The organism is Ruegeria sp. SATB045, assembly GCF_059613525.1.
In genome coordinates this window covers 189,862-210,729 of record NZ_JBXWSR010000021.1, presented here as the reverse complement: position 1 = coordinate 210,729, position 20,868 = coordinate 189,862, and the positions used below count along the sequence as shown (strand labels likewise).

20 protein-coding genes and 1 tRNA gene are annotated in these 20,868 nt (G+C 56.5%); 8 read left to right on the top strand and 13 right to left on the bottom strand.

Features of this window, described 5'->3' with window-relative positions; genetic code table 11:
* Positions 1-121: 121 nt before the first annotated feature.
* A tRNA-Asp gene (locus tag AC2FNR_RS12575) sits at positions 122-198 on the top strand.
* Between the two features lie 179 nt (positions 199-377).
* Positions 378-3,236 (top strand): excinuclease ABC subunit UvrA, encoded by a 2,859-nt coding sequence (gene uvrA / locus AC2FNR_RS12570; protein ID WP_496849275.1) that lies wholly within the window; start codon positions 378-380, stop codon positions 3,234-3,236.
* Position 3,237: 1 nt separating this feature from the next.
* On the opposite strand, the gene AC2FNR_RS12565 is transcribed toward uvrA, so the two are convergent.
* The 6 genes from AC2FNR_RS12565 to AC2FNR_RS12540 form a co-directional block, all read right to left on the bottom strand.
* Positions 3,238-3,894: a site-2 protease family protein gene (locus AC2FNR_RS12565; protein WP_480865430.1), complete on the bottom strand. Its 657-nt coding sequence runs from the start codon at positions 3,892-3,894 to the stop codon at positions 3,238-3,240.
* 80 nt (positions 3,895-3,974) lie between these two features.
* On the bottom strand, positions 3,975-4,367 hold the full coding sequence (locus tag AC2FNR_RS12560) for a hypothetical protein (RefSeq protein ID WP_496849273.1): 393 nt from the start codon (positions 4,365-4,367) through the stop codon (positions 3,975-3,977).
* Positions 4,368-4,463: 96 nt separating this feature from the next.
* On the bottom strand, positions 4,464-5,336 hold the full coding sequence (gene mmsB / locus AC2FNR_RS12555) for a 3-hydroxyisobutyrate dehydrogenase (RefSeq protein WP_353389588.1): 873 nt from the start codon (positions 5,334-5,336) through the stop codon (positions 4,464-4,466).
* Positions 5,337-5,348: 12 nt separating this feature from the next.
* On the bottom strand, positions 5,349-6,380 hold the full coding sequence (locus AC2FNR_RS12550) for an enoyl-CoA hydratase/isomerase family protein (RefSeq protein WP_496849271.1): 1,032 nt from the start codon (positions 6,378-6,380) through the stop codon (positions 5,349-5,351).
* A gap of 7 nt (positions 6,381-6,387) precedes the next feature.
* Entirely contained in the window at positions 6,388-7,530 is a 1,143-nt protein-coding gene (locus tag AC2FNR_RS12545; RefSeq protein ID WP_496849270.1) for an acyl-CoA dehydrogenase family protein, read from the bottom strand.
* A gap of 103 nt (positions 7,531-7,633) precedes the next feature.
* Positions 7,634-8,749, bottom strand: coding sequence for a carboxylate-amine ligase (locus AC2FNR_RS12540; protein ID WP_496849268.1), 1,116 nt, complete (start codon positions 8,747-8,749; stop codon positions 7,634-7,636).
* 130 nt (positions 8,750-8,879) lie between these two features.
* Between AC2FNR_RS12540 and AC2FNR_RS12535 the strand changes: the two genes are divergently transcribed.
* Together AC2FNR_RS12535 and AC2FNR_RS12530 are read left to right on the top strand one after the other, a co-directional pair.
* Entirely contained in the window at positions 8,880-9,731 is an 852-nt protein-coding gene (locus tag AC2FNR_RS12535; RefSeq protein ID WP_480865437.1) for a class I SAM-dependent methyltransferase, read from the top strand.
* A 70-nt stretch (positions 9,732-9,801) separates the two neighbouring features.
* Positions 9,802-10,278 carry a fasciclin domain-containing protein gene (locus AC2FNR_RS12530; RefSeq protein ID WP_170354064.1) on the top strand — a complete coding sequence of 159 codons (477 nt, stop codon included), beginning with the start codon at positions 9,802-9,804 and terminating at the stop codon, positions 10,276-10,278.
* Between the two features lie 53 nt (positions 10,279-10,331).
* Here AC2FNR_RS12530 and AC2FNR_RS12525 read toward each other — a convergent pair whose 3' ends face one another.
* Both AC2FNR_RS12525 and AC2FNR_RS12520 read right to left on the bottom strand, forming a co-directional pair.
* A complete protein-coding gene (locus AC2FNR_RS12525) occupies positions 10,332-10,916 on the bottom strand; it encodes a L,D-transpeptidase (RefSeq protein WP_496849266.1) in 585 nt (194 codons plus the stop codon).
* A gap of 162 nt (positions 10,917-11,078) precedes the next feature.
* Entirely contained in the window at positions 11,079-12,578 is a 1,500-nt protein-coding gene (locus AC2FNR_RS12520) for a CoA-acylating methylmalonate-semialdehyde dehydrogenase (RefSeq protein WP_496849264.1), read from the bottom strand.
* A 125-nt stretch (positions 12,579-12,703) separates the two neighbouring features.
* On the opposite strand from AC2FNR_RS12520, the gene AC2FNR_RS12515 reads away from it, so the two are divergent.
* The 3 genes from AC2FNR_RS12515 (at position 12,704) to coaD (ending at position 14,660) form a co-directional block, all read left to right on the top strand.
* Positions 12,704-13,585 carry a LysR family transcriptional regulator gene (locus AC2FNR_RS12515; RefSeq protein ID WP_174821799.1) on the top strand — a complete coding sequence of 294 codons (882 nt, stop codon included), beginning with the start codon at positions 12,704-12,706 and terminating at the stop codon, positions 13,583-13,585.
* A 60-nt stretch (positions 13,586-13,645) separates the two neighbouring features.
* On the top strand, positions 13,646-14,083 hold the full coding sequence (locus AC2FNR_RS12510; protein WP_170354068.1) for a CBS domain-containing protein: 438 nt from the start codon (positions 13,646-13,648) through the stop codon (positions 14,081-14,083).
* Positions 14,084-14,168: 85 nt separating this feature from the next.
* The gene (gene coaD / locus AC2FNR_RS12505; protein WP_170751048.1) at positions 14,169-14,660 is read left to right on the top strand and encodes a pantetheine-phosphate adenylyltransferase; all 492 of its coding nucleotides are present in this window, start codon (positions 14,169-14,171) and stop codon (positions 14,658-14,660) included.
* Here the strand turns inward: coaD and gap (AC2FNR_RS12500) are convergent.
* From gap (AC2FNR_RS12500) to gap (AC2FNR_RS12490), 3 genes are all read right to left on the bottom strand, one after another.
* Positions 14,652-15,656: a type I glyceraldehyde-3-phosphate dehydrogenase gene (gap, locus tag AC2FNR_RS12500; RefSeq protein ID WP_496849262.1), complete on the bottom strand. Its 1,005-nt coding sequence runs from the start codon at positions 15,654-15,656 to the stop codon at positions 14,652-14,654. The two genes, coaD and gap (AC2FNR_RS12500), sit on opposite strands and share 9 nt — an antisense overlap.
* A gap of 81 nt (positions 15,657-15,737) precedes the next feature.
* A complete protein-coding gene (locus AC2FNR_RS12495) occupies positions 15,738-15,881 on the bottom strand; it encodes a hypothetical protein (RefSeq protein ID WP_170354071.1) in 144 nt (47 codons plus the stop codon).
* A gap of 71 nt (positions 15,882-15,952) precedes the next feature.
* Positions 15,953-16,954, bottom strand: coding sequence for a type I glyceraldehyde-3-phosphate dehydrogenase (gene gap, locus AC2FNR_RS12490; RefSeq protein WP_496849260.1), 1,002 nt, complete (start codon positions 16,952-16,954; stop codon positions 15,953-15,955).
* Between the two features lie 182 nt (positions 16,955-17,136).
* Between gap (AC2FNR_RS12490) and AC2FNR_RS12485 the strand changes: the two genes are divergently transcribed.
* A complete protein-coding gene (locus AC2FNR_RS12485; RefSeq protein ID WP_496849258.1) occupies positions 17,137-18,075 on the top strand; it encodes a DUF808 domain-containing protein in 939 nt (312 codons plus the stop codon).
* A gap of 42 nt (positions 18,076-18,117) precedes the next feature.
* On the opposite strand, the gene AC2FNR_RS12480 is transcribed toward AC2FNR_RS12485, so the two are convergent.
* Together AC2FNR_RS12480 and tkt are read right to left on the bottom strand one after the other, a co-directional pair.
* Positions 18,118-18,468 (bottom strand): hypothetical protein, encoded by a 351-nt coding sequence (locus tag AC2FNR_RS12480; RefSeq protein WP_496849256.1) that lies wholly within the window; start codon positions 18,466-18,468, stop codon positions 18,118-18,120.
* Between the two features lie 161 nt (positions 18,469-18,629).
* A complete protein-coding gene (gene tkt, locus AC2FNR_RS12475) occupies positions 18,630-20,651 on the bottom strand; it encodes a transketolase (RefSeq protein WP_496849254.1) in 2,022 nt (673 codons plus the stop codon).
* Positions 20,652-20,868 lie beyond the last annotated feature (217 nt).

Here is a 20,868-nt window from a genome sequence, read left to right as displayed (position 1 = left end):
CGGTTGTAGCTCAGTTGGTTAGAGTACCGGCCTGTCACGCCGGGGGTCGCGGGTTCGAGCCCCGTCAACCGCGCCATCGCTGCCATCCTTGGTCCAGGTTAAAGGCCACGAAAATAGATGCGCGGTTGTAGCTCAGTTGGTTAGAGTACCGGCCTGTCACGCCGGGGGTCGCGGGTTCGAGCCCCGTCAACCGCGCCATTTATTTCATCAAAATCTTCCCTGATCAGTCAGATAACAACCATCCACTACAAACCGTGCGTGCGTTCTGTCAGGAGAGTTCGGCAATAATTCGTTCGTTCTCACTTTGTTCTAATTTTTGTGTTGGAGACTCAGCGCCGCTCGCCTATCTCTAGGATACTTACCTTTTGGGGGCCAAAATGGCTGAGCTGAAGAATATCGAGGTGCGCGGCGCGCGCGAACATAACCTCAAAAGCATTGATGTGGATATTCCGCGGGATCAGCTTGTGGTGATCACGGGACTGTCTGGCTCGGGCAAGTCGTCGCTGGCTTTTGATACGATTTATGCCGAGGGTCAGCGTCGCTACGTCGAAAGCCTGTCGGCCTATGCGCGGCAGTTTCTGGACATGATGGAAAAGCCGGATGTGGATCACATCAGCGGGCTGTCCCCGGCGATTTCGATCGAACAGAAGACGACCTCGAAGAACCCGCGTTCGACCGTCGGTACCGTGACTGAGATCTACGACTATCTGCGCCTTTTGTTCGCCCGCGCAGGCACGCCGTATAGCCCCGCCACAGGCCAGCCGATCGAAGCGCAGCAGGTACAGGATATGGTTGACCGCATCATGACGATGGAGGAGGGCACACGCGGCTACCTGCTGGCTCCCATCGTGCGCGACCGGAAAGGTGAATATAAGAAAGAGTTTTTGGAACTGCGCAAACAGGGCTTTCAGCGTGTGAAGGTGGATGGAGAGTTCTATGAGCTCGACTCGCCGCCGACGCTGGACAAAAAATTCCGCCATGACATCGACGTGGTGGTGGACCGCCTTGTCGTGCGCGAAGGGATGGAGACACGGCTGGCCGACAGCCTGCGCACCGCATTGGATTTGGCGGATGGCATCGCGATTCTGGAAACTGCGCCGAAGGAAGGCGACGCCGAGCGCATCACCTTCAGTGAGAATTTTGCGTGTCCGGTCAGCGGTTTCACCATCCCCGAGATAGAACCGCGCCTGTTTTCCTTCAACGCGCCATTTGGGGCGTGCCCCGATTGCGACGGGTTAGGGGTCGAGCTGTTCTTTGATGAACGCCTCGTGGTGCCGGACCAGACGCTCAAGCTGTATGACGGTGCCTTGGCCCCGTGGCGCAAGGGTAAGTCGCCCTATTTCTTGCAAACCATCGAAGCCATTGCGCGACATTTTGAGTTCGACAAGAACACCCCGTGGAAAGACCTTCCCGGCAAGGTGCAACAGGTGTTCCTGCGCGGCTCTGGTGATGAAGAAATCCAGTTCCGTTATGACGAGGGCGGCCGTGTCTATCAGGTGACGCGCAGCTTTGAGGGCGTGATTCCAAACATGGAACGCCGCTATCGCGAAACCGACAGCGCGTGGATCCGTGAAGAGTTCGAACGCTATCAGAACAACCGTCCTTGCGGGGCCTGCGAAGGCTACCGCCTGCGGCCCGAAGCGCTTGCCGTCAAGATCGCGGGTCTGCATGTGGGGCAGGTCGTGCAGATGTCGATCCGTGAGGCCTTAGCTTGGGTCGAGGACGCGCCGAACCATCTGAGCGTACAGAAGAATGAGATTGCGCGGGCGATTCTGAAAGAGATCCGTGAACGCCTTGGATTCCTGAATAATGTTGGTTTGGAATATCTTACGCTTTCGCGCTCAAGTGGTACGCTGTCGGGCGGCGAAAGCCAGCGTATTCGTCTGGCCAGCCAGATCGGCTCGGGCCTGACCGGGGTGCTTTACGTATTGGACGAACCTTCGATTGGTCTGCACCAACGCGACAATGACAGGCTGCTGGGGACGCTCAAGAACCTGCGCGATCAGGGTAATACGGTGATCGTCGTTGAGCATGACGAAGAGGCCATCCGCGAGGCCGATTATGTGTTCGATATCGGCCCCGGCGCGGGTGTGCATGGCGGGCAGGTGGTCAGCCACGGTACGCCTGAACATATCGCGGCGGATGCGGCCTCGATGACCGGGCAGTACCTGTCGGGCACGCGCGAGATTGCTGTGCCGGGTGACCGACGCAAGGGTAACAAGAAAAAGCTCAAGGTCGTCAAAGCCACTGGAAACAACCTAAAGAATGTCACGGCCGAGTTCCCTCTCGGCAAGTTCGTCTGCGTGACTGGCGTGTCCGGCGGCGGTAAGTCGACCCTGACGATTGAGACGCTGTTCAAGACGGCTTCGATGCGGTTGAACGGCGCGCGCCAGACGCCTGCGCCCTGCGAGACGATCAAAGGGCTGGAGCATCTGGACAAAGTCATCGACATTGACCAGCGGCCTATCGGGCGAACTCCGCGTTCGAATCCAGCGACTTACACCGGGGCCTTCACCCCGATCCGCGATTGGTTCGCCGGTCTGCCCGAGGCCAAGACCCGGGGGTACAAGCCCGGTCGGTTCAGCTTTAACGTCAAAGGTGGCCGGTGCGAGGCGTGTCAGGGCGACGGCGTTATCAAGATTGAGATGCACTTTCTCCCCGACGTCTACGTGACCTGCGAGACCTGCAAAGGCGCGCGGTACAATCGTGAGACGCTTGAAATCAAGTTCAAGGGCAAGTCCATTGCCGACGTCCTTGATATGACAGTGGAAGACGCGCAGGAGTTCTTTAAGGCCGTGCCTTCAATCCGCGACAAGATGGATGCGCTGGCGCGTGTTGGGCTGGGCTATATCAAGGTGGGCCAGCAGGCCACGACCCTGTCAGGGGGCGAGGCGCAGCGGGTGAAGCTGTCAAAAGAATTGTCCAAACGCTCGACCGGGCGGACGCTTTATATTCTGGACGAGCCGACCACGGGTCTTCATTTCGAAGACGTGCGCAAGCTGTTGGAAGTGCTGCATGAACTGGTCGATCAGGGCAATACAGTTGTAGTGATCGAACATAATCTGGACGTGGTGAAAACCGCCGATCATATCATCGACATTGGCCCTGAAGGCGGTGATGGTGGCGGTGAGATCGTGGCCACCGGCACACCCGAAGATGTGGCCGCTGTTGACCGCAGTCATACCGGTCGGTACCTAAAACAGATGTTGAACCCGGAACAGGTTGCGGCTGAATAAGCTAGTATTGTGCGTGTCTGAGCATGTGCCAATGACGCAGCAAGGGTGGAAAGAACAGGAACACAAAGCCGAAGTTTACGTAGGCGAATACTATCATAGGTAACCAAAGTGCGACCCCGATCAGTCCGACAAGCCCGGCAATTCGTGTCGCAGTCACAGGTTTGACCATGCGGTTAAGGACAGCGTGAAACAGACGGCCACCGTCCAACGGCATCAGGGGCAACATGTTGAATACCGCCAAAAACAGGTTCAATTGGGCGGTCACGACTAGAACCCAGCCCAGTTCGGGCGAGGTGACGAAGGGTTCCAGCAGTGAACACAATGCCCACAGCGTCAGGTTGACGATCGGCCCCATAGCGACGATCAATTCGTCTTCGTAGGATGAGGTCGAGCGGCGATGTTCGCAAAACCCGCCACCTCCATACAGGACGACGCGATTGACGGGGATACCCTGTATCAAGCACCCCCAGGCGTGTCCGAGCTCATGCAGCAGGATTGAGGTCAATAAAATGGCCACAAAACCAAGCGCATAGGGCAGGGATTCGGGATCAAAACTGAACCCCACTATGAGCAAAACTAGAAAAATCAGACTTTGGTTTAACTGAATGGGTACGTTCCACGGTCCGCGGAACTCAAAAATCGAATTGTCACTATGCATATTCAATCCTCGCAATAATGAGAATTGAAATGACGCTGAATTGCGTCAAAAGTAGGGAGCTAACGCAGAGGTTGTGTGACTTAGTTAAGGATATCCGCAACGGCGCCGATCAAGTTCAGCACTTTGCGGGTCTCGGGATCGACCCGGTAGACATAGTCCCCGGCGCGGACATATGACCCTCGGTTCAAGCCATAGCGGTACGGATCATTGATCCAGCGGTAATCGTTGTTGATGAAGTCACCGTTGCGATACAGCTTTTTTGCCTGTCCAGGTGGAACGCAGGGGACATTTTTCTTGGCCAATCCCGGAGGGCAATGCCCAGCCTTGCCTTTGGTTTGAATCACAGGTTGCGAGGGCACGCGAAAGACCTTGTCGGCGTTTTTACCGTTGCCTTTACCATTGCCTGCCATCACCGCTGCGGGCGCTGCGACAAACATGGAAGCAACCATTATTACTTTCAAAACACGGGACATAGAAACCTCCGGCACACGAATTGATCTACGCCGATAGATGGCGGTCCGATCAGAGCGGGTCAACCCCGTGGGCAGTTTGTCGCCCACGGACGAAGGTTAACTTCTTCCTCGTTTTTCAAAACGTGGCAGCATGGCAGAGAAATCTTTGCCCAAACCGTCTTCGGATTCCACGAACTGCTCATAAAGAGCCGTAGCCGCCTGACCAAGTGGCGTATCCGCATCTGAACTTTCCGCGGCCTGTTGGCTTAGGCGCAAGTCTTTGAGCATCAGTTCGGCGGCAAAGCCGGGCTGGTAGTCATTGTCCGAAGGGCTGGAGGGGCCGACCCCCGGTGCGGGGCAATAAGCGTTCATTGTCCAGCTATATCCCGAGGATGTGCTGACTACGTCAAACATTTTCTGTCGGTCCAGACCCAGCTTGTCTGCTAATGCAAACGCTTCACAGGTGGCAATCATGGTCACGCCCAGAATCATGTTATTGCATATTTTGGCGGCTTGACCTGCGCCTGATCCGCCGCAATGCACGGCCTTTTGTCCCATGATTTCGAACAGGGGGGCAGCCTTGCCAAAGGCGACATCACTGCCACCTGCCATAAAGGTCAAGGTACCGGCCGCAGCCCCACCGATCCCGCCGGATACGGGTGCGTCTACTGCCAAGACACCGACTTGTGCAGCCTGCTCGGCCACGGCGCGGGCGCTGTCGACATCCACGGTCGAGCAATCAATCCAAACTGAACCGGAATTCATCGCTGGCAAAATATCATCCGCCACCGCCCGCAGGATCTGGCCGTTCGGAAGCATGGTGATAACAATGTCGGCACCGCCTGCAGCCTCAGCGCCTGATGAGGCAAGGGTCACGCCTGCAACATCCACATCCGCCATATCAAACCCGACCACGTCATGACCGGCTTTCGCCAGATTGGCAGCCATCGGATTCCCCATGTTCCCAAGCCCGATAAATCCGATCTTCATTCCTCAATCCTCCTAGAATGTCAGTGCTTTAGCGCCCATCGGTTGAAGCATCCTCGATACCTCGACAATGGGTACGTTCTGGTCGGGGTGCCTCCAACGCGGAGTGCGGTCTTTGTCGACAATCTGTGCGCGAATACCTTCCAGAAAGTCACCGTGTTCCATCGCACGACTTGTAAAGCGGAACTCGTGTTCCAGCGCCTTCTGGATGGTGAGGCTGGGGGTGCGCAAGCGATGCAGAATCTCGATACAGCAGGCCATAGCCAGCGGCGAACCCCGGTTGATCAATTTAAGCGCGGCGGTTGCGAAGTCCGTTTCGCTGCCTTTGAGGCTATTGAGGATGTCTTGCAGCCTTTCGCCGTCAAAATGCGCGTCGATCTTGGTTTGCAATCCGGTCAACACGCCCTCCGGGGGTGTTTGGGCGTGGGTGGTCAGAAGGCTGGCGTCTCCGGATGCTTCCAACAGTTCGATCAAGTCCGACCATTGAGCCATGGGGATGAAGTGATCCGCGAAACCTGCGAAAATGGCATCATCCGGGCCCATCCGATGACCGGTCATGCCAAGGTATTCGCCGACCCGTCCCGGTGCGAGCGCCAGCATCAGCGAGCTACCGACATCCGGAACCAATCCGATCCCGCATTCGGGCAGGGCGATCTGGCTACTTTCGCCTACAATCCTGTGGCTGCCGTGACAGCCAATGCCAACGCCACCGCCCATGGTGAACCCTTGCAGAAAGCTGACGACGGGCTTTGGGAATTCAAATATCAGCGCGTTCAGGCGGTACTCATCGCGCCAAAACGTCTGGCCGTAAGCATAGTCACCGTTCTTGCCGGTCTCGTACAGTTCCGCAATGTCGCCGCCAGCGCAGAATGCCTTGTCGCCCTCGGCGTCCATAACAATAAGATCAACCGAGTCATCTTCACGCCAGTTGCGCAAAGCAGTGTCTATGGCCATGCACATGTCATAGCTGAGCGCGTTCAGGGCTTTGGTCCGGGTCAGTGTGATCCGTCCGGCGCGACCGGTGGTGCGAATGTCGATATCAGCCATGGCCCCCTCAGCGATTGGCGAGCATCTGGCGCGACACGATCACGCGCATGATTTCGTTCGTGCCTTCCAGGATCTGATGCACGCGCAAGTCGCGGACCAGTTTCTCGATCCCGTAATCTGCCAGATAGCCATAGCCGCCATGCAGTTGCAGGCATTGATCCACCACTTTCGATCCAGTCTCGGTCACGAATTTCTTGGCCATGGCGCAGAACTTGGTGGCATCCGGCGCGCCCTGATCCAGTTTCCAGGCCGCCTGCCGTAAGAACGTTCGGGCTGCCTGCAACTCGATCTCCATATCGGCCAGACGGAATTGCAGCGCCTGAAACTGGTCGATGGACTGACCGAACGCTTGCCGCTCGGACATATATTGCAACGTCATATTCAGCCCCGCTTGCGCGGCCCCTAACGAGCATGAGGCGATGTTCAGCCGTCCGCCATCCAGCCCCATCATGGCGTATTTGAATCCATCGCCTTCGACGCCGACAAGGTTCTCGGCCGGGATTTTGCAATCATCGAACTGCACTTGTGCTGTGGGTTGGCTTTTCCACCCCATCTTCTGCTCCAAGGCGCCGAAGGACAGGCCGGGCGCACCGTCTTCTACATAGACCGTTGAGATTCCCTTGGGGCCGTCCTGTCCGGTGCGCACCATGCAGACATAAGCATCGGAATACCCGCCGCCCGAGATAAATGCCTTGGTCCCGTTCAGGGCGTATCCTTCATTGCTGCGGTCCGCGCGGGTTTTCAACGCGGCAGCATCCGAGCCCGAGCCCGGTTCGGTCAGACAATAGCTGAGAACGGTATTCAGGCTGAGAACATCGGGCATAATGCGCGCTTTCAGCGCATCCCCGGCGAAACTGTCCAGCATCTTGGCGCACATGTTGTGAATCGACAAAAACGCTGCAACGGACGGGCAGGCCATCGACAACGCCTCGAAAACCATGGTGGCATCCAGACGCGACAGACCAGAACCACCGCTGTCTTCAGAGACGTAGAGGCCGCCGAACCCAAGCTCTCCGACACGGGGCCACAGGTCTTTGGGGATGGTGCCTTCGGCCTCCCACTGTCGAGCATAGGGGGCAATGTTCTCCCGCCCGAACTCATAGGCCATGTCGAAGATCGCAGTCTGCTCTTCGGTTAAAGCGAAATCCATGGCTTCCCTCCCACGCCGACGGATGAATTGAACGAGTGTTTATTTCCTAATCCTTACAGAAATTTTTCACGGCCAGCAATTCCCAGCATCTGTCTCTTGGGGATTAAAGGTCGTGGTGAAATTCCTCGATCAGGTGTTGGACAACCGCTTTTCCCGGATCTTCGCCACGGGCGGATGCCTCGGCATAAACGCGTCGCTGACGTGTGGCCGATGTTCCGTTCTGCGCGATTTGTTGCAACCGCGCCAGTTCGGTCATTGTACCAAGTGCCTCGGTGTCTTCGGCCAGTAGTCCCATCAGTTCGCCCATCAATTCGGGCATGGGCTTGATCGAGCGGTCGCCAAAGTCGATCATGCCCTCGCCGACGCCATAGCGCTGTGCGCGCCAACGGTTTTCTCCGATCAGGAACTGGTCATAGTTGCGCCAGCGTAAGTTTCTAGCTTTTAACCGGCATAGCATCCGGGTCAGCGCCTGGACCATCGCAGCCAAAGACAAGGCGTGTTCCAGCCGGGGCTGCACGTCCATTATGCGCGTCTCAAGCGTTGGGAAGCGGTGTGATGGGCGCAAGTCCCACCAGATTTTCGACGTGTCCTCGATCACACCTAATTCGACCAAAATGCCCGTGGTGCGCTCATAGTCGGCCCAACTGGCCAAGGTCGGAGGCAAGCCAGTTCGGGGTAGGTTGTCGAAGACTGTCAGACGGTAGGACGACAGCCCCGTATCCTCGCCGTTCCAATAGGGGGATGAGGTCGAAAGGGCCAAAAGGTGGGGCAGAAAATACGAAAGCTGCGGCATAAGGTCGGCGCGCAGGGCAGGGTCATCAATTCCGATATGGACATGCATTCCACAGATCAGCATTCGTCGCGCTACGCCGCCAAGTGCATGGTGCAGGGCGTCATAGCGATCTTTTCGCGTATGGCTTTGCTTTTTCCAATCGGCAAACGGATGACACGATACCGCCACTGGGGCGAGGTTGTAGTCCGCTGCACGTTTGGCCACGCAAGACCGTAAGCGTTTCAGATCCTCGCGCGCGCCGGCAATGGTCGCATGGGGGCGGGTGCCGACCTCGATCTGACATTGCAGGAATTCGGGGCTGACCTGACCTTGGAAATCGGCCTGACAGGCCTCCATCAAAGCTTCGGGCGCTTCGGCAAGCTCGAACGTGTCCCGATTGACCAGAAGATACTCTTCTTCAATGCCCAGCGTGTATTCCTGCTGCATGGTCGCCCTCGTCGGTTATTCCAAACAGTGAATACGGAAATGACCGCCTTGCCAAGTGTTTGGCTTGCGAAGCCCCCGGCGCCGGCGATAAGAACCCTTCAGTAAACTGTCCAAACCCCGGAGCGTTCGCGTGAAACCCAGGAAATTCCCAAAGATCAACGACACGCTTTCGGAGCTTGGAGTTAAATTGGTCGACAAAGGACCAGAAGACGACGAGCGCGCCCGGCTTGAGGCATTTGAACGGGCAGGCGGCTTGACCCGTCCCGCTTATGCGTTGTCACCGGGAATGGAGGGGTTTGATATCGCGCCTCTCGTCGCAGAATACACCGAACATGCGGATGCGCTTGCGGCCCTCAAGGACCCCGAGCGCAATCAGACGGGGTATCGGGTCGGTAACGGTTACTACGATAGTCCCGATGCCGACGCGCTGTATTTGATGATCCGCCGATTCAAACCCCGGCGTGTGATTGAGGTTGGCTGCGGAAACTCCACGCGCGTTACTCGGCAGGCGATCATCGACGGCGGGCTTGAGACGCAGATCACCGCGATTGATCCCTATCCGCGTGCTGATATCGCTCATGTGGTAGATCATTTCGAGCAGAGACGGCTGGAAGAAGTGGATCCCGCGCTGTTCGATCAGTTGGAGGCGGGCGACGTTCTGTTCATCGATTCCAGCCATGTAGTCCGGATGAGCAATGACGTCGCGCATTTGTTTTGCCGCATCATCCCTGCACTGAAACCCGGTGTGGTGATTCACGTGCATGATGTTTTTCTACCTTATGAATATCCCAAGCGATTCTTCTATGACTGCCCCGGGTGGGGCGAGCAGTACATGCTGCACGCATTGCTGCAATCTGGTTCGTTTTCAATGCTTTGGCCGGGGTATTACCTGCAACAGGATCGCCCCGATGCGGTCGAGGCTTTGCCGTTCCTGGGCGATGGTCGTGCGCAAAGTATCTGGGTGCAGATCAAAGAAAATTGAACTCAAAGTGATCCGCTGTGGCTGAGGCCCCGTATCCCTTTCCACAACACGCTGGAGAGGAGATACAGCCATGTTCCGCCAAACACTGATGGGCGCTGCCGCCGCACTTGCACTGACTTTGCCCGTCAAAGCACAAGCCGCTGACATTGTGGATACCGCCGTTTCGGCCGGTTCGTTCGAAACTCTCGTTGCCGCCGTTCAGGCCGCAGGTCTTGTTGAAACGTTGAAAGGTGACGGCCCATTTACTGTCTTCGCTCCGACTGACGAAGCTTTCGCAGCTTTGCCTGAGGGTACGGTCGAAACTCTGCTTCTGCCCGAGAACAAGGACCAACTTGTTGAAATCCTGACATACCACGTTGTTCCTGCTAAGGTCATGTCTGGTGACATTGCCGGAAAACGCGCCAAGGTTCTAACCGTACAGGGTGACCGTCTGAGCGTGAATGCCAAGCGTGGCGTCAAGGTGAATGATGCCGAAGTCATCCAGGCAGACATCGAAACCAGCAACGGTGTGATCCACGTCGTCGACGCTGTGATCCTGCCTGAATAATAAAGCCAAGCATTAACAAAAAGCCCCGGTCCTTGACGGTCCGGGGCTCTTTGTCAGACCAGACGGACTTGGGTTCCGACCTGGACCAGAGGGTACAATTCTTCGACATGTTGATTGTATAGGCCAATACAACCAGACGAACTTTGTCGACCAATCTTTCGCGTATCATGGGTGCCATGTACCAGATAGGCGGGCCAACCCAAATACATCGCGCGCGTTCCAAGTGGGTTCCCCGGTTCTCCGCCTTCCATTCGAACAGGCAGATCAGGATCACGCTCGCGCATCGAAGCGGTGGGCGTCCAGCTTGGATTTTCGCGCTTGCGTACGACTTCGGTATAGCCGCGCTTGGTCAATTCTTCGCTCATGGGAACCGAACTGGGGTACAGTTTGTAAGTCCCATCAGGCCCCCAGTAGTGCACCGCGCGGCTTGTGATATCCGCCAACAATGCACCTACTCCGAGTTCATCGAAGTGATCCTGCCAGTTTTGTTGTGAGAAAGATGAGACGTTTCTACGAACCGGAAGCTGAGTGCTGATTGCATCTTCGTTTTGCGGGAACGCATCCAAACTTTGCGCGCGCACCAAAGCAGGTGTGGCCACTAGGGTCGCTACGCCCAGCACCGCAGAGCGACGGGTCATTCTGGATTTCGACAATTTTGCCTCCGGATCAGGAACTGCTCAAACAATAGTTTGTGCTGAAAATATTCCTGTTGATCGGGTTTTTCCAGATATAGAGGTCTGAATTTATCGTGAAGCGTTAAAAAACCGGCCCGCTTGGGGCCGGTTTCGTAGGCAGGTGACTTAGTCCATCGCTTTGAAGTTAAACTCGCCACCTTCTTTGATGCCCGACGGCCAACGGGCCGTGACGGTTTTGGTGCGGGTGTAGAATTTGAAGCTGTCAGGGCCGTGCTGGTTCAGATCACCGAACATGGATTTCTTCCAGCCGCCAAAGGTGTGGTAGGCCAACGGCACCGGGATCGGAACGTTGACGCCGACCATGCCGATGTTGATCCGGCTGGCAAAGTCACGTGCAGTGTCACCATCACGCGTGAATATCGCAGTACCGTTGCCGTATTCGTGGTCCATTGCCAGACCAATCGCCTCTTCGTACGAACCTGCACGCACGGTGGACAAAACCGGGCCGAAGATCTCTTGCTTGTAGATATCCATTTCCGGCGTCACGTGATCGAACAGGTGCGGGCCAACAAAAAAGCCATCTTCATAGCCTTGCAGGCTGAAATCACGGTTGTCGACGACCAACTTGGCACCTTGTTCCACGCCAGAGTTGATCAGACCCAGAATGCGTTCTTTTGCGGCGGCCGTCACGACGGGGCCCATATCCACGTCATCACCTGCAGTATAGGGACCGACCTTCAGTTTCTCGATGCGCGGGATCAGCTTTTCGACAAGCGCGTCTGCAGTGTCGTCACCGACCGGAACAGCAACCGAAACGGCCATGCAGCGTTCGCCAGCGGCACCGAAACCGGCGCCAACAAGCGCGTCGGCAGCCTTATCCATATCGGCATCGGGCATGACGATCATGTGGTTCTTGGCCCCACCGAAACACTGCGCACGCTTACCATTCGCAGAGGCGCGGCTGTAGATATACAGCGCAATCGGAGTCGAACCCACAAACGAAACACCTTGGATGATCTCGCTGTCCAGAAGGGTGTCGACTGCTTCCTTGTCGCCATTCACAACCTGGAACACACCTTTCGGAAGACCCGCTTCGATGAACAGCTCGGCCAGCATCAACGGGACCGACGGATCACGTTCTGAAGGTTTCAGAACAATGGCGTTGCCGCACGCCAGCGCGGGGCCAACGTGCCACAAAGGCATCATGGCCGGGAAATTGAACGGCATGATCGAAGCCACGACGCCAAGGGGCTGACGCATCGAATAGATGTCAATGCCGGGGCCGGCGCTGTCTGTGTACTCACCCTTCAGCATATGTGGGGCACCGACACAGTATTCGATCACTTCCAAACCGCGTTGCAGGTCGCCCTTGGCGTCCGGAATAGTCTTGCCGTGCTCGCGGCTTAGGACTTCGGCCAGCTTGTCCATGTCACGGTTGATCAGCCCAACCATGGTCATCATCACGCGCGCGCGTTTTTGTGGGTTGGTTGCGCCCCAAGCGGGTTGCGCTGCAGCTGCGCTTTCGATGGCGGCTGTGGTTTCGGCAGCGCTGGCCATCGGGCATTTGTATTGAACTTCACCAGTGGCCGGGTTGAACACATCGTCAAAGCGACCGGATGTGCCGGCGACATTCTCACCGTTGATGAAATGGGACAGTTCGGTCATTGCGAATTCCTCCGGGTTGTTTCGGCGCAGAATAGGCTTGCATAAATCGCGTGAACAGAGGCAATAATTCAAAAATATTTTGCAAAAATGCAAAAGGAGGAGCGGTGGTTCCAAACTGGGATGACATGCGGGTGTTTTTGGCCGTCGCGCGTGAGGAAAGCCTATCAGCCGCAGGTCGGCGTCTTAAGATCGACCCGGCGACGGTAGGGCGCAGGGTCGCACGGCTTGAGGCATCGCTGGATGCGCCTTTGTTTACCAAGTCGCAGCAAGGTTATGTTCTGACGCCAATCGGGGAACGCTTGCTTGATCACGGCTTGAAGGCCGAAGAAGCCATGCGGGCCGCATCCGGTTCTGTCTCGGGATCATCCAAGACACTGAGTGGCCAAATCAGGATCGGTGCTCCGGATGGCTGCGCTACGTATCTTTTGCCACAAGTCTGCGCGAAAATCTGCGACGCAAATCCCGAATTGGATATTCAGATTCTGTCTTTGCCCCGTGTGATTAACCTGTCCCGCCGTGAGGCGGATATGGCCATAACGGTCAGCGCGCCCACGGCTGGCCGGTTTCTGGTGCAAAAGATCACGGACTACCGGCTACATCTGGTTGCCAGTCAGGAATACCTGAATGCGCAAGCCAAAATTGAGAACCTGGAAGCTCTTAGAAGGCATCGATTTATTGGCTATATCCCGGATATGATTTTTGACCGGGAACTCGACTATCTGGTCGATATCGGGGTTGAACGAGTTGCCCTTGCATCGAATTCGATATCGGTTCAGCTAGGGCAAGCATCGCTCGGGTCAGGGGTTTGTGTGGGGCACGATTTTGCGCTGCCATTCCATCCAAACCTGCGGAAAATCCTAACGGATCAGCTTAGTCTGACCCGCAGGTATTTTCTAATCCGACATCAGGGCGATCAACGAAATGAACGCTTGAACCGGTTCGCACAGGCTTTGACTGCCGGAATCCGCGAGGAAGTCGTGCGTCTGGAAGCTGAAGCTTCACCTTGACACATATGGGCATTCCGGCAACGCTTTGTAAAACAGCGAGTTATTTCGGAGGTTTCGCACATGCTGGTTCAGGCCATTCTGAAATCAAAGGCTACGGAAGGGGTCGAAACGGTTACGCCCGATCTCACTGTGTCCGATGCGGCAAAAATCCTTGCAGAAAAGCGGATCGGGACGGTTGTGGTCTCTGAAGACGGGGGGGAAACGGCATCTGGAATTTTGTCGGAACGTGACATCGTGCGAGAGTTGGCTGCAAGTGGAAGTGGTTGTCTGGCGAAACCGGTCAGCGCTTACATGACCAGCGATCTTGTAACTGCTACGCGTCAGGACTCGGTTCAGGATGTCCTCAGCCGCATGACCGAAGGGCGTTTCCGCCATATGCCTGTCGTCGAAGATGGCAAGCTGATCGGTATCGTAACACTTGGAGATGTGGTCAAGGCACAGCTTTCGGAATTGGCTATGGAGAAAGAGGCGCTCCAGACAATGATCATGGGCCACTAATTTCAGACGGGGCCAAAGCGCCCTATTGCACCCGCGGCAGAGTTGTGTTTGCTTGCGCCGAAATTTTATTGCGCAGGAGGGCGCGATGCGGGTCGCATTATATCCCGGAACTTTTGATCCGATCACACTGGGCCATATCGACATTATTCGCCGGGCTGCTGCGATGGTCGACAAGCTTGTGATTGGTGTGGCTATCAACCGAGACAAGGGCCCGTTGTTTTCTTTGGAAGAGCGCGTCGCTATGATCGAAGCCGAGTGCGCCCAACTATCCGAGCAGACCGGTACAGTGATTGTCGCGCATCCCTTCGAAAACCTGCTGATCGATTGCGCACGCGACGTTGGAGCGCAAACCATAGTTCGCGGATTGCGGGCCGTGGCTGATTTTGAGTACGAATTTCAAATGGTTGGAATGAATCGCGCGCTGGATGATTCAATCGAAACGGTCTTTCTGATGGCCGAGGCGCGCCATCAGGCGATCGCGTCCAAGCTGGTCAAGGAAATTGCGCGGCTGGGCGGGGACGTATCCAAGTTCGTTACGCCCCGCGTTGCTACAGCCTTACAGAACCGCTTAAGCTGACGCACCCATTGCCATTGCAGTATCCAGCATGCGGTTGGAGAAACCCCATTCGTTATCATACCAAGCCAGAACCCGGACCAATGTCCCGTCGGTTACCTTTGTTTCTGCAAGTGACACGGTCGAGCTGTGGGAATCGTGATTGAAGTCGACAGATATCAAGGGGCGTTTCTCAGCCGCCAGAACACCCGGGATCTTCTCGGCAGCAGCGACAAACAAGGCATTTACCTCGTCCTCGTTCGTCGGGCGCGAAACCTCGGCAACAAGATCAACAACCGAAACATTCGGGGTTGGAACCCTAATGGCTTGTCCCGTCAGTTTGCCCTGAAGTTGTGGAAGCACCAAGCCCACTGCGGCGGCTGCGCCGGTTGTCGTAGGAATCATCGATAATGCCGCAGCGCGGGAAAGGTAGGGGTCTTTGCCGGCGGTATCATGGACGGGTTGGCTGGCGGTATAAGCATGGACGGTTGTCATGTTGCCATGCACAATTCCCAGGCCATCGTCCAACGCGGCTGCAACTGGCGACAGGCAGTTGGTCGTGCATGATGCATTTGACACGATAATATCATCGGCTGTCAGTTCGTGATCATTCACTCCGTAAACTACGGTTTTGACGCCGCCATCCCCGCGTGCGGGGGCTGAAATCAGCACCTTGCTTGCCCCGTTTTCAAGATGACGAGCTGCTGCTTCGCGCGTGCGAAACACTCCAGTGCACTCCAACACGACATCAACATCTGACCAGTCCAGTTTTTCAGGCTCACGCTCGCTTGTCAGGCGAATAGGGCCAGTGCCCACATCCAAGCCAGCTTCGGTGAGCTTTACAGGTTTGAAATACCGGCCATGGACGCTGTCGAATTCAAACATATGGGCGTTCATCTCGGGTTTGGCGAGATCATTGATCGCGACGATTTCAACGTCTGTCCGGCCACTTTCCATCACGGCGCGCAAGACGCCACGTCCGATCCGTCCAAATCCATTGATTGCAAGCTTGAGTGTCATGATCCGCTCCGTCGCGTGTCGTCCAATAAAAGGTTAGCGCTAACAAAGCCAAATTGGTCAAAAAGTCAAGCAAAACCTATCTCATCGCCAGAATGCGATCCAATCCAAAAAGTCGTAGAGTTTTTTGCCCAGGAAAAGCAGATGCTCGGTTCCATAGACGGCGACATCGGCAATCATGATGCCCAGAATCAAAAAACCCAGCCAGATAGCGATTTGATTGGTCATCAAGGCCCCGAACAGAAATGCCCGCCCAGATAACCTGAGCGGGCAAAAAGGTTCAAGAATTCAAACGGGTCTTAGTTAAGGCGACCCATTGCCACAGCAACATCGGCCATGCGAACTGAGAAGGCCCATTCGTTGTCGTACCACGCCAGAACGCGCACCATGCGGTCATTAACAACACGGGTCTGGTCCGGAGCGAAGATCGAGCTTTCCTCAGTGTGGTTGAAATCTGTCGAGACCAGTGGAGCAGGTTCGTAACCCAGAACGCGCTGCATGTGACCTTGCGAGGCTTCACGGACAATCGCGTTCACCTCATCCACAGTCACGTCGCGACCGGCGCGGAATGTTAGGTCAACAGCGGATACATTCGGGGTCGGAACCCGGATTGCCGAGCCATCCAGACGACCTTTGAGGTTCGGCAGAACCTCACCCAGCGCCTTGGCAGCACCGGTAGAAGTCGGGATCATCGACATAGCGGCAGCGCGAGCGCGGTACAGGTCGCTGTGGCGACGGTCCAGCGTAGGCTGGTCGCCAGTATAGGCGTGGATCGTGGTCATGATGCCATGCTCGATCCCGATGCCTTCGTCCAGAACCTTGGCAAGCGGAGCAAGGCAGTTCGTGGTGCAAGACCCGTTTGAGACCATTTTATCGTCAACAGCCAGACTGTTGTGATTCACGCCATAGACGATGGTTTTATCTACATTCTTGCCCGGTGCAGACAGCAGAACCTTTTGCGCCCCACGCTCAAGGTGAGTCTTGGCCTTCAGGCCGTCATTGAACTTGCCGGTGCACTCCAGAACGACGTCGCAACCTTCCCAGTCCAGCTCGTTCATGTCGTAGGTCGAGAACATTTCCATAGGGCCGCGGCCCAGATCCATGGTGTTGCCCTCGATCGAGACGTCGCGGGGGAAGCGCCCGTGGACGCTGTCATATTTCAGCAGATGCGCCGTGGTTTCCAGCGGGCCGGTTGCGTTGACCTTGATCACTTCGATGTCGTTGCGGGCCGATGCCGCGATATGCGACAGGGTGCAGCGGCCGATACGGCCAAAACCATTGATGCCGACCTTGATGGTCATATGACGTCTCCAAAATGCGCTTGCGTTGCAGGCGATATAGCGGCCCTAACGCGTTCTCAAAAGAGTAAAAGTGACATATTTTTAACGTGTTAGCGCAAACCTTCTCCGGTATCGCTAACGCTTGCGCTAGCTGAAAGATCAGGTAGGGTCCACCTGCGGCTGGTTACAGGAAGGAACTAGGCATGAGCGGTCTTTTGGCATTGCTGGACGATGTTGCCGGAATTGCAAAAGTTGCGGCATCGTCGGTTGATGATGTTGTTGCTGCGGCGGGCAAGGCCGGGGCCAAAACGGCGGGTGTAATCATTGACGATGCCGCCGTGACGCCGAAATACGTGCAAGGTTTCGCCCCGGCGCGCGAGTTGCCGATCATCTGGCGCATCGCGCGCGGTTCGGTTTTCAACAAGATCGTGCTGCTGCTGCCCGTTGCGCTGTTGCTGGCTAATTTCGCACCTTGGCTGATCACGCCTTTGCTGATGCTGGGCGGATCATATTTATGTTTCGAGGGGGCTGAGAAAATTTTCCATGTCCTCTTCCCCCATGGCAGCCACGTCATCGACGAGGATATGAAAATCCGTGATCCGGGCCATCTGGAAGAGCAAAAAGTCAAAGGTGCAATAAAGACCGATTTCATCCTGTCAGCCGAAATCATGACCATCGCGCTTGCCGCCATCGAGGCGCCGAACATCTGGATGCAGGCGGCAACGTTGGCTGTTGTCGGGATAGGTGTGACGGTGGCGGTCTATGGCTCGGTGGCGTTGATCGTGAAGATGGACGATGTGGGCCTGTTTCTGGCGCAGAACGCACCAACCCCGATCGGGCGCGGAACCGGGCGAGGCTTGGTCAGAGCCATGCCGATTGTAATGAAAGTACTCTCTATCGTCGGGACCGCCGCGATGCTGTGGGTCGGCGGGTCGATCATCATCCACGGGCTCGAGGTTTTGGGCTTTGGCTGGCTGGGCCACCACATTCACGACTGGGCCTATGCGGTGGGCCATATGGTTTCTGCTCAATACGAGGGTGCCGTGGAGTGGATCGCCAAGGCCGCCATGGACGGAGTATTCGGACTGGCTTGGGGGATGGTACTAATCCCCCCGGCGACGAAACTGTTAAAATCCCACTGAAAAATAAAATCCGCGCCGCAGTTTCGGCGGCGCGGATTGGAGTTAGAACCCGTTAGTGTTGCCTTTTACCACGACGCCAGACCCGTCAATCTTACCATCTTCAACCAGGGTAACGGCGGCTCCGTCAATTTTCAGGTCCCAGCAGTTTTTGGGATCATCGCCATACTGAAAGCACATCCCATTATCTGTTGCTTCCCACTTGCCCGAATAGCCTTCGCCTTTGATGGTACCGTCGGCTGCATAATACTCGGTAAACGCGCCTGACAGCATACCGCCTGGATAGGTGTGGTCGGCCATCGTTTTTTGAATTTCTTCCTTGCTAGCGAAATCCCCCGCGAATGCTGGGGCAGCCAGGATAACTGCTACGGCGCTCAGTACGGCGTGTTTCTTCATTTCTAAACTTCCCTGTAACTGCATTGCCTCCAGCACTTAAGACGTTACGGCCTACGAAATAGGGCAGGTGGGATCACGACGCCTCACCAGTCTGTGAGGGTAGGGCGCAAAAAAAGGCGGCCCATGCGGACCGCCTGTTTCCTTTGGACTGACGTCGGGAATTAACCCAGCAGTTCCTTGACTTTGGCAACGGTGGCCTCGGCAGTGATGCCGAAATGCTTATACAGCTCACCCGCAGGGGCTGAAGCACCAAAGCCCGACATGCCGATGAACCCGGCTTTGGCTTCACGGCCACGCTCGCCCAGCAGCCAGCGATCCCAGCCACCGGCGCGCACAGCGGCCTCAATCCCGACGCGGACGGCACCAGCGGGCAGCACGCGCTTGCGATAGGCTTCGTCCTGCTCGGCGAACAACTCCATACAGGGCATGGAGACGACACGGGTACCGATGCCTTCGGCCTCAAGCATCGCCTTGGCTTCCATCGCCAGCGACACTTCAGAGCCGGTGGCAATCAGGATGGCCTGACGTTTGCCCTCGGCCTCGGCCAGAACATAGGCGCCTTGCGCGGACAGGTTCTTGGTTTTGTGATCCTTGCGCACGGTCGGTACGCCCTGACGAGTCAGCGACAGGACCGAGGGGCTTTCCTTGAAGGTCAGCGCCAGTTCCCAGGCTTCTGCTGTTTCAACCGTGTCGGCGGGGCGGAACACATAGGTGTTGGGCGTCGCGCGGCTGATGGCCAGATGTTCGACCGGCTGGTGGGTCGGGCCGTCTTCGCCCAGACCGATGGAATCGTGGGTCATCACGAAGACCGAAGGGATTTTCATCAACGCTGCCAGACGCATCGACGGACGCGCATAGTCGGTGAAGGCCATGAACGTGCCGCCATACGGGCGGATGCCACCATGTAGCGCCATGCCGTTCATCGCAGCGGCCATGCCGTGTTCACGGATACCGTAATGGATGTAACGGCCCTTGCGATTTTCCGGCAGGAACACGCCCATATCAGCAGATTTGGTGTTGTTCGAGCCCGTCAGGTCGGCCGAACCGCCCACGGTCTCGGTCATGATCGGGTTGACGACGTTCAAAACTTTCTCCGATGAGGCGCGGGTGGCCAGTTTCGGTTGGTCTTCTGAGGCTTGTTTCTTGAACGCGCGGATCGCGCCGGCCAGTTTCTTGGGCGCTTCAAATGCGTAGGCGCGGTTGAAATCTGCCTGCTTGCGTTCCGAGATTTGTGCGAAACGTTCTTCCCATGCCGCGCGCTCTGCGGCACCGCGTGCACCGATGGCTTCCCATGCGGATTTCACATCGGCGGGGATTTCAAACGCGCCATGCGGCCAGCCATAGCCTTCTTTGGCGGCTTTCAGCTGATCCTGATCGGTCAGCGCACCGTGGCCTTTCGAAGTGTCCTGCGCTGCGTGACCCAATGCGATGTGGCTTTCGCAGGCAATCATGGTCGGCTTGTTCGACTTTTTCGCCTGCACGATGGCCGCGTCGATGGCCTGCGGATCGTGTCCGTCAATCTCGATCACATGCCAGCCTGAGGCCGCGAAACGGCGCACCTGATCGGTGCGGTCTGCGATGTCCACGGTGCCGTCGATGGTGATGTTGTTGTTGTCCCAGAAAACAATCAGCTTGCTCAGCTCATGACGTCCGGCAAGGGTGATGGCTTCTTGGCTGACCCCTTCCATCAGGCAGCCGTCGCCCGCGATCACATAGGTATAGTGGTCAACGACCTTCTTACCGTATTGCGCGCGCTGGATTTCCTCGGCCATTGCAAAGCCTACAGCGTTCGAGATGCCCTGACCCAATGGGCCGGTGGTGGTCTCGATGCCATTGACCAAGAAGTTCTCGGGGTGGCCCGCAGTTTTTGCGCCCAGCTGGCGGAAGTTTTTGATCTCGTCCAGAGTGACGTCAGCGTGGCCTGTGAGATAGAGCAAGGAATAGATCAGCATCGAGCCGTGACCTGCAGACAGGATAAACCGGTCGCGATCGGGCCAGTTCGGCGCCGAGGCGTCAAATTTCAGGTGCTTTTCGAACAGCACGGTCGCGACGTCGGCCATGCCCATCGGCATGCCGGAATGGCCGGAATTGGCGGCGGCGACGGCATCAAGGGTCAATGTGCGGATGGCCGCAGCCTTGTCCCAATGTTCGGGGTTTGCATTGCGCAGCGCAGTCAGGTCCACGGGCGTTATTCCTTTGGATTACAGGCAGATTGCGCGCTGAATACCACTCAGTCCTCAAAGTGCAAGCAGAACCGGGGGTTACAAGGGCGAACTGCTTCAAGAACGCGGCTCAAGTATTTGAAAGCAAACAGTGGGTATTTTCCGCGCCATTCGGTTAGACTAGACCAATTCGTGAATTAAGTTGATTCGGATGAACCGCAGCACACGGAACCTTGAT